General features: G+C 71.5%; 13 protein-coding genes. 5 read left to right on the plus strand and 8 right to left on the minus strand.

The genetic code is table 11. From position 1 onward, the window contains the following. The first annotated feature begins 43 nt into the window (after positions 1–43). Both EOD42_RS04650 and EOD42_RS26130 read left to right on the plus strand, forming a co-directional pair. Positions 44–2,437, plus strand: a complete 2,394-nt coding sequence (locus EOD42_RS04650) for a mechanosensitive ion channel domain-containing protein (RefSeq protein WP_127786279.1) — start codon at positions 44–46, stop codon at positions 2,435–2,437. Positions 2,438–2,489: 52 nt separating this feature from the next. Next, complete coding sequence (locus EOD42_RS26130) at positions 2,490–3,872, plus strand: dipeptidase (RefSeq protein WP_206020233.1); 1,383 nt, start codon at positions 2,490–2,492, stop codon at positions 3,870–3,872. 9 nt (positions 3,873–3,881) lie between these two features. Here the strand turns inward: EOD42_RS26130 and EOD42_RS04660 are convergent, their stop codons facing one another. Then, positions 3,882–4,997, minus strand: coding sequence for an oxidoreductase (locus EOD42_RS04660; RefSeq protein ID WP_127786280.1), 1,116 nt, complete (start codon positions 4,995–4,997; stop codon positions 3,882–3,884). Positions 4,998–5,184: 187 nt separating this feature from the next. On the opposite strand from EOD42_RS04660, the gene EOD42_RS04665 reads away from it, so the two are divergent. The 3 genes from EOD42_RS04665 to EOD42_RS04675 are packed head-to-tail and all read left to right on the plus strand — an operon-like array spanning position 5,185 to position 7,387. Next, entirely contained in the window at positions 5,185–5,847 is a 663-nt protein-coding gene (locus EOD42_RS04665) for a cell division ATP-binding protein FtsE (RefSeq protein ID WP_127786281.1), read from the plus strand. Then, positions 5,840–6,676, plus strand: coding sequence for a cell division protein FtsX (locus tag EOD42_RS04670; RefSeq protein WP_127786282.1), 837 nt, complete (start codon positions 5,840–5,842; stop codon positions 6,674–6,676). The genes EOD42_RS04665 and EOD42_RS04670 overlap by 8 nt, the downstream gene beginning before the upstream one ends. Continuing rightward, the gene (locus EOD42_RS04675) at positions 6,677–7,387 is read left to right on the plus strand and encodes a lysophospholipid acyltransferase family protein (protein WP_127786283.1); all 711 of its coding nucleotides are present in this window, start codon (positions 6,677–6,679) and stop codon (positions 7,385–7,387) included. 3 nt (positions 7,388–7,390) lie between these two features. Here EOD42_RS04675 and EOD42_RS04680 read toward each other — a convergent pair whose 3' ends face one another. The 7 genes from EOD42_RS04680 to EOD42_RS04710 all read right to left on the minus strand — a co-directional run bounded on the left by EOD42_RS04680 (position 7,391) and on the right by EOD42_RS04710 (position 13,804). Continuing rightward, positions 7,391–9,076 (minus strand): methyl-accepting chemotaxis protein, encoded by a 1,686-nt coding sequence (locus tag EOD42_RS04680; protein ID WP_127786284.1) that lies wholly within the window; start codon positions 9,074–9,076, stop codon positions 7,391–7,393. Positions 9,077–9,174: 98 nt separating this feature from the next. Then, a complete protein-coding gene (locus EOD42_RS04685) occupies positions 9,175–9,489 on the minus strand; it encodes a PepSY domain-containing protein (RefSeq protein WP_164867781.1) in 315 nt (104 codons plus the stop codon). Positions 9,490–9,531: 42 nt separating this feature from the next. After that, positions 9,532–10,626, minus strand: a complete 1,095-nt coding sequence (gene ychF, locus EOD42_RS04690) for a redox-regulated ATPase YchF (protein ID WP_127786286.1) — start codon at positions 10,624–10,626, stop codon at positions 9,532–9,534. Positions 10,627–10,632: 6 nt separating this feature from the next. After that, positions 10,633–11,070: a hypothetical protein gene (locus EOD42_RS04695; protein ID WP_127786287.1), complete on the minus strand. Its 438-nt coding sequence runs from the start codon at positions 11,068–11,070 to the stop codon at positions 10,633–10,635. Next, complete coding sequence (gene pth / locus EOD42_RS04700) at positions 11,071–11,643, minus strand: aminoacyl-tRNA hydrolase (RefSeq protein ID WP_127786288.1); 573 nt, start codon at positions 11,641–11,643, stop codon at positions 11,071–11,073. It lies immediately after the preceding gene. A 12-nt stretch (positions 11,644–11,655) separates the two neighbouring features. Continuing rightward, positions 11,656–12,285: a 50S ribosomal protein L25/general stress protein Ctc gene (locus tag EOD42_RS04705; RefSeq protein WP_127786289.1), complete on the minus strand. Its 630-nt coding sequence runs from the start codon at positions 12,283–12,285 to the stop codon at positions 11,656–11,658. Positions 12,286–12,577: 292 nt separating this feature from the next. Continuing rightward, positions 12,578–13,804 (minus strand): Bcr/CflA family multidrug efflux MFS transporter, encoded by a 1,227-nt coding sequence (locus EOD42_RS04710; RefSeq protein ID WP_127786290.1) that lies wholly within the window; start codon positions 13,802–13,804, stop codon positions 12,578–12,580. Between the last annotated feature and the right edge of the window lie 143 nt (positions 13,805–13,947).

Below are 13,947 nucleotides of genomic sequence, written 5' to 3' on the forward strand. Positions count from 1 at the left end.
TATGGCTTGACCCGGGCGGCTGCCGGAAGGAATTGCATTGTCCATGAAGCTCGTGATTTCGCTGCTGTGCCTGATGCTGGGCGCTGCCCCGGCCCTCGCGCAGGGCCAACCCGCGCGCGGCCATGCGGCGCCCGCCGCCCAACCCGCCGCAACCCAGCCCGCCGCGGCGCCGCCACCCGCCGCCGCCGCCACCGGCGGCCCCAGCAATGCCGACATCGCGGCCGCCGTGACGGCCCTGCGCGACGACGCGAAGCGGGCAGAGCTGATCCGCATGCTGGAGGCGCTGGCCGCCGCCCGGGGCCAGCCCCTGCCGCCCGCGGCCCCGGCCGCCGCCGCACCCGCGGCCGCCCCCACGCCGGCCACCGCTGCGCCTGCTGCCGCGCCTGCTGCCGCGCCTGCTGCCGCCGCCGGAACCCCGGCCACCCCGGGCGCCACCGTCCCGGCCGAGGCCTCGGACCCGTTGAATTTCCTCTCCGCCCGGATCGGAGAGGCGGTGAACCGCATCATCGACACCATCAAGATCGCGGCGGACCTGCCCGCCGTGCTGCAATGGTTCAGCGATGCCCTGACCGACGACCTGACGCGCGCGCGCATCCTGGGCCTGGCCTGGAAGCTGCTGCTGGTGTTCGGCGCCGGCATCGCGGCCGAGATGCTGGCCACCCGCCTGCTGCGGCGCTGGACGGAGCGCCTGGACGCCGCCACCCCGCCCGAGGACGTGCGCCACGCCTTCCTCCGGCGCCTGCCCTATATCGCCGTGCGGCTGCTGCTGGACCTGATCCCGGTCGTGGCCTTCGGCGTGGTGGCCAAGGTCGCCATCTCCCTGCTGCCGGGCTGGCCTTCCCAGCGCTTCATCATGTGGACGGTGGCGCGGGCCTATCTGTATGCGCGCGGCTTCATGGTGATCGTGCGGCTGGTGTTCAGCCCCGCCTCCAACCACCTGCGCCTGCTGCCCTGCGCGGATGAGACGGCGGCCTATGCCACGGTCTGGCTGCGGCGCATCGCGCTCGTCATCGTCATCGCCTATGCCAGCAGCGAATTCGCCCTGCTGCTGGGCCTGCCGCGCGGCGTGCAGTCGGGGCTGTTCCGCACCGGGCTGCTCATCGCCTCGATCTTCTTCGTGATCGTGGTGCTGCAGAACAAGCTGGGCGTGGCGCAGTTCCTGGCCGCGCCGAACCTGAAGCCGACCGACCACCCGGACCGCGCGCGGCGGCTGCTGCGGCTGGTGCGCGACCGGCTGGCCGATATCTGGCACATCCTGGCCATCCTCTGGATCGTCGCGCTGTGGGGCGGCTGGGCGCTGAACATCGACCATGGGTTCGAGCGGCTGCTGCGCGCCAGCTTCTTCACGCTGATCGTGCTCTCCATCGCGAAGGCGATGGACGAGGGCGCGCGGCGCCTCATCAAGCGCGCCTTCCGCATCAGCCCCGACCTGGCCCGCCGCTATCCGGGGCTGGAGGCGCGGGCCAACCGCTATCTGCCTGCCCTGCGCGGCACGGTGGGCGGCGCCATCGCCCTCGCCACGCTGATCGTGCTGCTGGAGATCTGGGGCCTCGGCGCCTTCTCCTGGTTCGGGGAAGGCAAGATCGGGTCCCGTGTGCTGTCCTCGGTGGTGTCGGTGCTGCTGACGCTGGCGGTGTCGCTGACCGTGTGGGAGGCGGCGAATTCCGCCATCCAGCGGCACCTGGCCAAGCTGTCGGCCGACGCCGCCACCGCGCGTTCCGCCCGCGTGCGCACGCTGCTGCCCATGCTGCGCACGGCCTTCGCCGTCGTCGTGCTGGTCACGGCGGGGCTGACCATCCTGTCGGAAATCGGGGTGAACGTCGCACCGCTGCTGGCCGGTGCCGGTGTCATCGGTCTGGCCGTCGGTTTCGGTTCACAGACACTGGTGCGCGACGTCATCACCGGCATCTTCCTGCTGTTCGAGGATGCGGTGGCGGTGGGCGATACCGTGACGCTGGGCGGGCTGTCCGGCACGGTGGAACAGCTGTCCATCCGCTCCATCCGGCTGCGGGCGCTGGACGGTTCCATCCACATCGTGCCCTTCAGCGCCGTGACCACCGTGACCAACCAGACCCGCGACTACGGCTATGCCGTGCTGGACCTGGGCGTGGACTACGGCGAGGACGTGGAGCGCGTCTCCGAGGCGCTGAAGCAGGTCAGCAACGACCTGCGGCAGGACGAGAAGTTCGGCAGCTTCATCCTGGCGCCGATCGAGATCATGGGCGTGGACAAGCTGGTGGATGCCGGCGTGATCCTGCGCTCGCGCCTCAAGACCGAGCCCGCCAAGCGCTGGGCCGTGCTGCGGGAGCTGAACCTGCGCGTGAAGCGGTACTGCGAGGAGCGGGGCATCGGGCTGATGGTGGCGCCGAAGCCCGCGGCACCCGTGCAGTTCGTGATGGCGCCGAACACCGAGGCGGACCCGTTCAAGCCGGCCTGACGACGCCGGATTCCGCTTCCCCGGCACGCCGGGGCGCTTCTAGGCTCAGGCCATGAAGCTCGATTGGAACCGGCTGCTGCGCGGCCGCACCCGCCCCGCCGACGGGGACACGGTGGTGCTGGAAGGGGAGGTGTTCCCCGGCAGCGCCATGCCCGGCCGCCTGCTGCTGGTGCCGGAGGCCGCCTGCTGCCTGGGCTGCGTGCCCGCGCCCGAGAGCACGGTGGAGGTGCGCTTCGACACCCCTGCCACCACCTTGGCCGCCCGCGCCTTGCGCGTGACGGGCATCTGGCGCGATGCCCCCGGCGCCCCCTGGCCCTGGCGCATCGAGGCCACGCGCCTGGCCGCCCATGCGGCGAACGGGCCATGGTCCGGCCGCCGCGCGCTGCTGGCGGCATCGCCCCTGCTGTGTGCCGCCCCCCGCCAGGCCGGGGCGCAGCCCGCCCCCGGCGCGGGGCGCGCGCTGCTGGCCGCCCAGCCGGGCATGGACCTGCACACCCATGCCGGGCGCGTCATCCTGGCCCCCGCCCAGCCGGACCGGCCCTTCATCCCGGTCGCGGCGCCGATGCGGGAGGGCGGGATGGGGCTGATCGCGCTGGCCATCGTGCCCGACAGCCCGGCGACCCGCGTGGTCGATCGCTACATCACCCCCTATCGCACGCCGGACCCCGGAGAGCTGTGGGCCCACGGCCAGCGCGCCTTCGCGCGGCTGCAGCGGCTGGTGGCGCAGGAAGGCCTGGCCGTGGTGACGGACCGCGCCGGGCTGGAACGCGCCCGCCGCCCCGGGGGCACGCCCGCCGTCGTGGTTTCCTCCGAGGGCGGGGATTTCATGGAGGGGCAGATCGAGCGCCTCGACTGGGCCTTCCGCGAGCAGCGCCTGCGGCACCTGCAGCTGACGCATTACCGGGTGAACGAGCTGGGCGACATCCAGACCGTGAACGCCGTCCACAACGGCCTGACCGCCTTCGGCGAACAGGTCGTGCGCCGCTGCAACCAGCTGGGCATCGTGGTGGATGTGGCCCACGCCACCCTGGCCATGGTGCGCCGCGTGGCGGAGGTGAGCGGCAAGCCCATCGTGCTGTCCCACACCGCGCTGTCCAGCCAGCCCCGCCCCTACAGCCGGCTGATCTCGGCCGAGCATGCGCGGGTGGTGGCCGCCACCGGCGGGGTGGTCGGCATCTGGCCGCTGGTGAACGGCGACCCCACCCCCCGCCGCTATGCCGAGAGCATGGCCCGCATGGTGGATGCGGTGGGCATCGACCATGTGGGCATCGGCAGCGACATGCGCGGCCTGCTGGGGCGCGGCGCGCTGGAGAACTACGACGCCGCGCCGGAGCTGGCCCAGGCGCTGCTGGAGACCGGCATGGACGCGGCGGGCGTGGCCAAGCTGATGGGCGGCAACCAGGCGCGCGTGCTGGCGGCCGTGCTGCCCGGCTGAACCCTCGCCTCAGCCCAGCGCGGGCAGGGGCGCGGTGATGGACTTGTCCAGCGTCAGCGCGCCGAAGGCGAGCCAGCCGCGCTCATACTGCGGCGCCACGCCGATGCGATCGAGGCAGCCCAGCGTGGCCGCCGCGCGCAGCGGCCAGTACGGGTCGCGCATCGAGGCCTTGGCGATCAGCACCATGTCCGCCCGGCCGGCGCCGACGATGTCGTTGGCCTGCCCGGCCTCCGTGATCATGCCGACAGTGGCCACCGCGATGCCCGAGCCCTGGCGCACCGCCTCGCCCCCCGGCACCTGATAGCCGGGGCCCATCGGGATCTTCTGCTCGGGCGACAGGCCTCCGGAGGAGACATCGAACAGGTCCACCCCCACCGCCTTGCAGTCCTGGCCGAGGCGCACCGTCTCCTCCGTGGTCCAGCCGCCTTCCACCCAATCCGTGTGGGAGACGCGCAGCGCCAGCACATGGTCGTCCGGCATGGCGGCGCGGGCGGCGCGCATGGCGTCCAGCACGATGCGGCTGCGGTTCTCATAGCTGCCGCCCCAGGTATCGGTGCGCCTGTTGGACAGCGGCGACAGGAACTGGTGCAGCAGATAGCCATGGGCCGCGTGCAGCTCGATCACGCGATACCCGGCGGCGACGGCGCGGGCGGTGGCGGCGGCGATGTCGGCCAGCACCTTGGCGATGTCGGCCTCCGTCATCGCCTGGGGCGCGTCATAGTCGCCGAAGGCCACGGCGCTGGGGGCCAGCGTGGTCCAGCCCGGCGTCAGCGGCGGCGCCTGCCACTGCGGCGGGCGGGAACCCTTGCGGCCGCAATGGCCCAGCTGCACGCCCGGCACCGCGCCGGCCGCCGCGATGGCCGAGGCCAGCCGCGCATGCGCCGGGATCTGCGCGTCCTCCCACAGGCCGATGTCGCCGTTGCCGCTGCGGCCCTCGGGGCTGATGGCGGTGGCCTCCACGAAGACCAGCCCGGCGCCGCCCAGGGCGCGCGGCAGCAGGTTGCCCAGGTGCCAGTCGGTGGGCCGGCCGTCCTCGGCCGCGCAGTACTGCTGCATGGGAGAGATGCCGACGCGGTTGCGCAGCGTGACGCCGCGCAGCGTCAGGGGATCGAACAGATGGGGCATCGGGGCGGGCTCCTGCGGGGAATGGCGGTGGTGTGCCGGGATAGCGATCGACGGGGCGGCACCCGGCCTGGTGGGTGCCGCCGCGGCCTCCACCGCGTCGGGCGCATTATCGGGCGGGAAGCGGCGCGGGTCGACCCATGCCCTCGCACGGCTTGGCGAGCACGGCCCCCGGCTGGCACAAGGGGGTATGGTACGGCTTGAGGACATCACGCTCAGCTACCGCCGCGGGGAGAACCCCGCCCTGGCCGGGCTGAGCTTCGCGCTGGAGGCAGGCAGCTTCACCTGGCTGATGGGGGCCTCGGGGGCGGGGAAATCCTCGCTGCTGAAGCTGTTGCAGCTGTCGGTGCGGCCCACGGCCGGGCGGCTGACGGTGCTGGGCACGGCCGTGCACACCGCGCGCCGGCGCGCCCTGCCGGGGCTGCGGCGGCGCATCGGCATCGTGTTCCAGGATTTCCGCCTGCTGCCGCACCTGTCCGTGCTGGAGAATGTGGCCCTGCCGCTGCGCATCGCCGGCAGGCGCGAAGTGCAGCTGCGCGCGGATGCCGAGGAGATGCTGCGCTGGGTGGGCCTGGGCCACCGCATGGAGGACCGGCCCGAGGCGCTGTCGGGCGGGGAGCAGCAGCGCGTGGCCCTGGCCCGCGCCGTGGTCGCCCGCCCCGCTCTGCTGCTGGCCGATGAGCCCACCAGCCACCTGGACGAACCCCAGGCACGGCGCGTGGTGTCCCTGCTGCAGGAGATGCAGCGGCTGGGCACCACGGTGGTGGTGGCCACCCACAGCCCGAACCTGATCCAGGATTTCCCGGCGCCCATTCTGCAGCTGCACCAGGGAAGGCTGCTGTCCCATGGCTAAGCCCGCGCGCGTCCGCGATCCGCTGGGCCTTCGCCGGGCCGTCTCGGGCTGGCTGCTGCCGGCGCTGGTGGCGGCCATGGCGCTGCTGGCCGCCATCGCGCTCGGCGGTGCCGAGGCCGCGGAGGCGCTGGCCCGCCGCTGGGAAGGCGGGGCGGCGGCGGCCATGCTGGTGCAGCTGCAACCCGGGCTGGATCCGGTGCCGGCCGCAGAACAGGTCGCCACCCTGCCCGGCGTGGCCGAGGCGATCGCGATGGACCGGGAGCGGCTTTCGGCCCTGCTGCACCCGTGGCTGGGCGATGCCTCCGGCCTGCCGCTGCCGCCGATGATCGAGGTGCGGCTGACCCATGTGCGGGAGGCCGACATCGTGGCCCAGGGCATCGCGGAAATGCTGCCCGGTGCGCAGGTGGAACAGCATGGCGTGTGGGTGGCGCGGCTGTCCGCCCTGGCGCGCAGCCTGCAGGCCATGGCCTGGATGACGCTGGCGCTGGTGGGCGGGCTGGCCACGGCCATCCTGGCGGTGGCCACGCGCGCGGGCATCGCCGCCCGGCGGGACACCATCACCATCCTGCATGAGCTGGGCGCGACCGACGGCACCATCGCGCGGCATTTCGCCAAGCGCGTGGCCTGGCTGGCCGCCTGCGGGGCCTCGATCGGCGTGGCGGAGGCGCTGCCCCTGCTGTTCGCCCTGGGGCGCATGGCATCGCCCCTGCTGGGTGACGGGCTGGAGATGCCCTGGCTGGCGCTGCTGGCGCTGATCCCGGCGGCGGCGCTGATCGCCTGGTTCACGGCACTGAGCGCCGTGCGGATGTGGTTGAAAAGGCTGCCCTGAATGCTGCGTTCCATCCTGTTCAACATCGCCTTCTTCGGCGCGACCACGGTGCTGTGCCTGGTGTCGCTGCCGCTGATGCTGCTGCCGCGCGGGGCCTTCATGGCCATGCTGGCCTTCTATGCCCGGCTGGTGGAGGGGATGCTGGCCGTGATCTGCGGCCTGCGCGTGCGGGTCGAGGGCATGGAGAACCTGCCGGCGGGGCCCGTGCTGATCGCCAGCAAGCACCAGTCGGCCTTCGACACCGTGTTCTGGCTCAGCCGCCTGCCCGACCCCTGCTACGTGCTGAAGGCGGAGCTGATGAAGATCCCGGTCTGGGGGTGGCTGGCGCGGCATTCGAAGATGGTGGCGGTGGACCGCAGCGGCGGCGCCAGCGCCCTGAAGCAGATGGTGCGCGATGCCGAGGCCGCGCTGGCCGACAACCGCCAGATCGTGATCTTCCCCGAGGGCACCCGCACCGCCCCCGGAGAGCGCGTGGCCTATCAGCCCGGCGTGGCCGCCCTGGCCAGCGCGCTGAAGGTGGCGGTGGTGCCGGTGGCCACCGACAGCGGCCTGTTCTGGGGCAGGAACGCCTTCGCCAAGCGCGGCGGCACGCTGACCGTTTCAGTGCTGCCGCCGATCCCGGCGGGCACCCCCCGCGCGGCCCTGATGCGCGGGCTGGAGGAAGCGATCGAGGCCGAGACCGCGCGGCTGCTGGCCCGGCCCACCGCCTGAGCGTCAGGCCGCCAGCGCGGCCCGGAAACGCTGCACGATGCCCGCCATGCTGCGGGTATCCTGCTGAAGCGCGCTCGCGGCGTTCAGCACCTCTCCGGCATTGCCTTCCGTCGTGCCGGTGGTCTCGCGCAGGGACAGGACCTGGCCGCTGACCTGGCTGGTGCCTTCGGCCGCGGCGGCGGCGGCGCGGGCGATCTCGGCCGTCGCCTCGCGCTGCTGGTCCACCGCATCGGCGATGCCCTGGCTGATGCTGCCCAGCTCCGCGATGGTGTGGCTGATGCCCTGGATGGCCTGGACGGCGGCACCCGTCGCGTCGCGCATGGTGGTGATCTGGTTGCCGATCTCCTCCGTCGCGCGGGCGGTCTGGGCGGCGAGCGCCTTCACCTCTCCGGCGACCACCGCGAAGCCCTTGCCGGCCTCTCCGGCGCGGGCGGCCTCGATGGTGGCGTTCAGCGCCAGCAGGTTGGTCTGGGCGGCGATGCTCTCGATCAGGCGCACCACCTCACCCACCTTGTCCGCGCCCTCGGCCAGGGCGCGCACGGTGCCGTCGCTGGTCTCGGCGGCGCGGCTGGCCTCTCGGGCGGCGGCGGCGACGGAACCGGCCTGGCGCGCGATCTCCTGGATGCTGGCGGTCAGTTCCTCGGCGGCGGAGGCGACGGTGCCGACCTCCTGTGCGGCGCCGTCAGCCGCGCGGCTCATGCCAGCGCCGGCCTCGCTGCCGCTGCGCGCCGCACCGGTCAGGGAGGCAGCGAGCCCTTCCAGCGTGCCGGCCTGGGCCTGCAGCCGGTCCATCGCGCCGCCGATGTCGCCCTCGAAGGCGGTCATCGCGGCTTCGCGTGCCGCGCGGCGGCGCTCGGCCTCCGCCTGGCGGGCCTGGGCGGCCTGTTCCTCGCGGCGCACTTCCGCCAGGCGGGCGCGCAGGGCCTCGGCGGCGGATTGCAGCTGGCCGACCTCATCCTCGCGCCGGGGGGGCTGGGCGCGCTCGGCCAGGTCGCCGGCGGCGATGGCGCGGATATGGGTGGTGACGGTGGCCAGCGGGGCCGCCACGCGCCGGCGCAGCACCGCCAGCGCCAGGGCGAACAGGCCGAGCGCCAGCACCGTGACCGTGCCGGGCAGCAGCACGCGCGTCAGCGCCGCGCGCTGCGTCACGGCGGCCAGGGCGGCCGCGCCGTCGCTGTCGATGCGGGTGAGCGCCGCCTCCAGCGCCGCGTTCAGCGCCTGGCGGTTGGCGCGGTTCAGGTCGTTGTTGCCCATGCGGTCGGCGGCGGCGGCACCTTCGCGCCGGGCGGCGTCCAGCACCTCCATCCGAAAGCGCCGGAACTCCGCGATGGCGCGGCCGAGCGGGGCCAGCGCCTCGCGCTCCGCCGGAAGGGCCAGGGCCGCCAGGTCCCGGGCATGGTGGTCCAGCCGGTCCAGCTGGCCGGTCAGACCACGGCCGAAGCGCTCGATCTCGGGCGCGGAGCGGGCCATGTACAGCCCGCGGCTTTCGGCCACCACGGCGAACACCGCGCCGTTCACCGCCTGGATGTGCTGGCCCATGGAGGAGGCGCGGCGCTGTTCGGACAGATCCTCGGCCAGCTCGCCGACCTGCACCCAGGCGGCGACGGCGCTGCCGAGGCTGACCAGGACCATGAGACCGAGCAAGGCCCCGATCTGGCGGGACAGGGAATGGGAGAACCAGGCGGGCATGCGTACCTCCGTTGAATGAGGCAGCAGATGGCGCAGGCATCACTAACGAATGGTGAGCAGGCTGATGAACTGCGCTTAAACCCTTGAACAGGAAAGGATCAGCGCGGGCGTTCCTGCGCCTGGCCGCTGGCGCGCAGGATCTCTCCGGTGGTGGCGTTCACCTCCACCTTGTAGGGGCGGCCGGTGGGGGGCTGCACCTTGATCTCGTACTGCCAGATGCCGTCCTCGCGCTCCAGCTCGGCCTCGATCACGCGGCCGAGGTAGCGTTCCTCGACGGTGGTCAGGATTTCCGCGAGGGAGCGGATCTCGCCGGCCTCGAAGGCGCGGCGGGCGCGTTCATGGTCGTCGGCGGCAGGTGCCAGATGAGTGGCGCCGAGGAGGAGCAGCGTGCCCATCCCCGCGATCGTCAGCATCCTTCTCATCCGCCGATCCTCCCCTGAGACAACGTGCGATGTCTACACGTTGAAGCGGAAAAGCATGACGTCGCCATCCTTCACGACGTATTCCTTGCCTTCCACCTTGGCCTTTCCGGCCTCCTTCGCGCCCTGCTCGCCGCCCAGCGCGACGTAGTCGGCATAGCCGATGGTCTCGGCCGCGATGAAGCCGCGCTCGAAATCGCCATGGATCACGCCGGCCGCCTGGGGGGCCTTCATGCCCTTGATGATGGTCCAGGCGCGGGCCTCCTTCGGGCCCACGGTGAAGTAGGTGATGAGGCCCAGCAGGTCGTGGCCGGCGCGGATGATGCGGTCCAGGCCGCTGTCCTCCAGGCCGAGCGAGGACAGGAACTCGGCCCGGTCCTCATGCGGCATCTGGCTGATCTCGGCCTCGATGGCGGCGGAGACGATGATGGCGCGGCCGCCTTCGGCCTTGGCCTTCTCCATCACGCGGGCGCTGTGGGCGTTGCCGGTCGCGGCCGAGGCTTCCTCGACATTGCACACATACAGCACGGGCTTGGTGGTCAGCAGCTGCAGGCGGGCGGCGGCCTCCTCCTCACCCTTCGGCACGGCCACGCGGGCGGGCAGCCCCTCGGACAGCGCCTTGGTCAGCGGCTCGATCAGCGCCATCTGGGCCTGGGCTTCCTTGTCGCCGCCGCGGGCGCGCTTCACCAGGCCCTGGGCCCGGCGCTCCAGGCTGTCGAGGTCGGCCAGCATCAGCTCGGTCTCGACGGTGGCGGCGTCGCGGATCGGGTCCACGCTGCCCTCGACATGGGTGATGTCCCCGTCCTCGAAGCAGCGCAGGACGTGGATGATCGCGTCCGTCTCACGGATGTTGGCCAGGAACTGGTTGCCCAGGCCCTCGCCCTTGCTGGCACCGCGCACCAGGCCCGCGATGTCCACGAATTCCAGGCTGGTGGGGACGATCTTCTGGCTCTTGCCGATGCGCGCCAGCTCATTCAGGCGCGGGTCGGGCACCGCCACGCGGCCGACATTCGGCTCGATGGTGCAGAAGGGGTAGTTGGCCGCCTGCGCCGCCGCCGTTTCCGTCAGCGCGTTGAACAGGGTGGACTTGCCCACATTGGGAAGCCCGACGATGCCGCAGTTGAAACCCATGGAAAATCAGCCTTGAGGAGAGAGGGCGGTGCCGAGTTCGTCGGCGATGAGGGCGGCCGCGATGCGGGCCGAGCCGTCATCGGTGGGAAGGGCGAGGGCCGCCGCGCGGATGGGCGGCACCAGCAGGGCGGGGCCGAGGCCCACGCGGCTCGCTGCCTTGTGCAGCCGCGCCGGCAGGTCGGAGGGCAGTTCCGCGATGGCGGACGCGGCCTCCAGCAGCAGGGAAGCGAGGAGTGCGGCCTCGGATGCGGCCTCGGCCACGCAGCGGGCGCGGCGCACATCGCTGATCGGGCCGCCATCGGTGGGGCCGGGCAGGCAGGCGCGCAAGGAACCGGCGGCCTGGGCAAGCGTCGCGGCCTCTCGCCGCAGGGCGGAGGAAAGGGCGGCAGCCGCGTTGGCGCGATCCTCAGGGCCGGGGCCGCCGAAACCGAAATCCTCTTCCATTCACCGCTCCTGTGTCAGCAACGCCACGCGCGTCATGAATTCCTCGGGCTTGCCCTCGGCGAGCAGCGTGGCGGCATCGGCGGTGGCTTCCAGCACCGGCGCCAGCCAGGTCTCGTCCTTGGCGAAGTTGCCCAGAACATGCCCCGTTACACGGCTTTTGTCGCCCGGGTGGCCGATGCCCATGCGCACACGCCAGAAATCGGCGCTGCCCATGGCGCGCTGCATGTCGCGCAGGCCGTTGTGGCCGGCCGTGCCGCCGCCGCGTTTCACGCGCAGCTTGCCCGGTGCCAGGTCCAGCTCATCATGGAAGGCCCAGATGGCGTCGGGACGGATCTTGTGGAAGGAGGCCGCGGCCTGAACGGCGTCGCCGGACAGATTCATGTAGGTCTGGGGCTTCAGCAGCAGCACGCGCTGGGTGCCGATCTGGCCGAGGGTGGCCTCGCCCTTGAACTGCCGCCGCCACGCCGGAAAGCGATAGCGGCCGGCCAGTTCGTCCAGCGCCATGAACCCGATGTTATGGCGCTGGCGTGCATGCTCCGGGCCGGGATTACCCAGCCCGACCCAAAGCATCATGGGGGGAACCCCTTACTTCTTGCCCTTGCCCTTGCCCTTGGCGGGGGCGGCGGCCTGCGGGGCCACGATCTCTTCCACGACCGGCGCGGCGATGGTCGCCACCACGAAGTCGCGGTTGATCGTCGCCTTGGTGCCGGCCTGGTCCTTCACGGCGGACCAGCGCAGGGTGGCGCCGATCTCGGCCTCGGCCAGGTCGATCTCGAAGTGCTCGGGCACGCTCGCGGGCGCGGCCATCACCTCGATCGCGCGGCGCACGACGTTCAGCGTGCCGCCCTGCTTGATGCCGGGGCAGGTGTCTTCGTTGAGGAAGACGACCGGCACGCGGATCTTCAGGCGGGCGCCGGCGGACAGGCGCTGGAAGTCGATGTGGATCGGGCGATCCGTCACCGGGTGGAACTGGATATCGCGCATCAGCACGGTTTCCGTCTCACCGCCCTCGACAACCACCTCATACAGGTGGGACTGCCAGGAGCCCTTGTGCATTTCCTTCATGATGACGCGGGGATCCAGCTGGATCAGCGCCGCATCCTTCTTGGCGCCATAGATGACACCGGGCACAAAGCCCTCACGCCGGGTCGCACGCGCTGCCCCCTTACCAGCATTCGCGCGCGCCGCAGCTTCGATCCGAACGGTTTGGACCATTGCGGTTGCTCCTCAAATACGAATGAAACCGCCCTGCCTCGCGAGCATGGGCGATCGCGCCGGCCTCCAGGGGTGCCAGCGCGGGGGCGGTGTAGCGGGGGAAAAGCCCAGGCGCAACCTGGGATCGCGCATGGGTGGGGTGATGGGACGGGATGAGGCCCGATAGAATAGCCTTCTTTTTCTGAAGAAAAAGAAGCAAAAAGACTTTTCGAGTTTAGTGCATCCTGCCTTTGGTCAGGAACTCCATTAAACCCTCAAAAGTTTTTTGGTTCTTTTTTCCAAAAAAGAACAGCTATTTTCCCCGCACCAGCGCCAGCACACTCACCAGCACCCCGATGCCGCAGGCACCGATGATCAGGCCCATGGGCCAGGGCGTGCCGTCCGCGCACCAGCCGATCAGCGCGGTGGTGACCATGCCCGAGCCATAATGCAGCGCGCCCACCAGCGCCGAGACCGCCCCCGCCCGCTGCGGAAACCCCGCCAGCGCGCCGGCCAGGGAGTTGGCGACGATGAAGCCCAGCATGGCGATGTGGAAGAACACCGGCACGATCAGCCCCCAGATGCCGCCGAAGCCGGTGTAGCTGGTGATGATCATGACCACGCCCGCCATGCCCGCGATGACGGCGCCCGCCCGCAGCACCCCATCCGTGCCGAAGCGCGGCACCAGGCGGGTGTTCAGCCAGTTGGCCAGCATCATGCCCATGATGTTGATGCCGAACAGCAGGCCATAGGCGCGCTCGCTGATGCCGTAGAACTCGATATAGGCGAAGGGCGAGCCGGCCAGGAAGGTATAGACGCCCGCATAGAGGAAGCCGCCGGCGACGGCATAGCCCAGCACGCGGCGGTCCCGCAGCAGCAGGATGTAGGTGACGATGACGGCGGCCGGGCGCTCCATCAGGCGGCGCTCCGGCGGCAGGGTTTCCCGCAGTGAGCCCACGCCGAACAGCACCGCCACGCCGAGCACGGCCAGCAGCCAGAAAATGCCCTGCCAGGACCAGAAATGGACGATCTGCCCGCCGACGATGGGGCCCAGCAGGGGGGCCACGCTCATCACCAGCATCAGGGTGGACAGCATCTGGGCCGAGCGCTCGCGGGCATAGAGGTCCCGCACCATGGCGCGGGCCAGCACCGGGCCGCAGCAGGCGCCCAGCGCCTGGACCACGCGCCAGGCGATCATCTCGGCGGCGGAACCCGACAGCGCGCAGCCGATGGAGCCCAGGCAGAACAAGGCCAGCCCGATCATGACGGGCACGCGCCGGCCGAAACGGTCGCCCACCGGCCCCCAGAACAGCTGGCCCAGGCTGAAGCCGATCAGGAAGCCCGAAAGGGTCAGCTGGATCTGGCCCGGGGTGGCGTTGAGTTCGACCGCCAGCGTCGGCAGCGCGGGCAGGTAGATGTCGGTGGAGATGGAAGCGAAGGCCATCAGCGCCGCCAGAACCAGCATGAAGCGCAGGTCTGAGTTTCCGCGCCGGCGGGAAGTGGCGCCGGCCAGGGCGTCGGACGTAATGGCTGACGGCATGAATGCTCCAAGGACAAACGCTGGCACGCCACGGCGACCAAGCCGGGCGGGACGTTCCCTCGTTGCGGTGCAGCATAAACATGGTGGGCCGGTAACCGTTAGCCCGAATGCTGTGCAATTTGCGCAGGACTGGGTGCGGGGCG

This window comes from Rhodovarius crocodyli, assembly GCF_004005855.1.
Classification (GTDB): Bacteria; Pseudomonadota; Alphaproteobacteria; order Acetobacterales; family Acetobacteraceae; genus Rhodovarius; species Rhodovarius crocodyli.

Coding starts and splice junctions, on each gene's coding strand:
- EOD42_RS04695 (WP_127786287.1), bottom strand. CDS start 11,070: ATGGAAGAGGATTTCGGTTTCGGCGGCCCCGGCCCTGAGGATCGCGCC.
- EOD42_RS04705 (WP_127786289.1), bottom strand. CDS start 12,285: ATGGTCCAAACCGTTCGGATCGAAGCTGCGGCGCGCGCGAATGCTGGT.
- EOD42_RS26130 (WP_206020233.1), top strand. CDS start 2,490: ATGAAGCTCGATTGGAACCGGCTGCTGCGCGGCCGCACCCGCCCCGCC.
- EOD42_RS04660 (WP_127786280.1), bottom strand. CDS start 4,997: ATGCCCCATCTGTTCGATCCCCTGACGCTGCGCGGCGTCACGCTGCGC.
- ychF (WP_127786286.1), bottom strand. CDS start 10,626: ATGGGTTTCAACTGCGGCATCGTCGGGCTTCCCAATGTGGGCAAGTCC.
- pth (WP_127786288.1), bottom strand. CDS start 11,643: ATGATGCTTTGGGTCGGGCTGGGTAATCCCGGCCCGGAGCATGCACGC.
- EOD42_RS04675 (WP_127786283.1), top strand. CDS start 6,677: ATGCTGCGTTCCATCCTGTTCAACATCGCCTTCTTCGGCGCGACCACG.
- EOD42_RS04665 (WP_127786281.1), top strand. CDS start 5,185: ATGGTACGGCTTGAGGACATCACGCTCAGCTACCGCCGCGGGGAGAAC.
- EOD42_RS04685 (WP_164867781.1), bottom strand. CDS start 9,489: ATGCTGACGATCGCGGGGATGGGCACGCTGCTCCTCCTCGGCGCCACT.
- EOD42_RS04680 (WP_127786284.1), bottom strand. CDS start 9,076: ATGCCCGCCTGGTTCTCCCATTCCCTGTCCCGCCAGATCGGGGCCTTG.
- EOD42_RS04710 (WP_127786290.1), bottom strand. CDS start 13,804: ATGCCGTCAGCCATTACGTCCGACGCCCTGGCCGGCGCCACTTCCCGC.
- EOD42_RS04650 (WP_127786279.1), top strand. CDS start 44: ATGAAGCTCGTGATTTCGCTGCTGTGCCTGATGCTGGGCGCTGCCCCG.
- EOD42_RS04670 (WP_127786282.1), top strand. CDS start 5,840: ATGGCTAAGCCCGCGCGCGTCCGCGATCCGCTGGGCCTTCGCCGGGCC.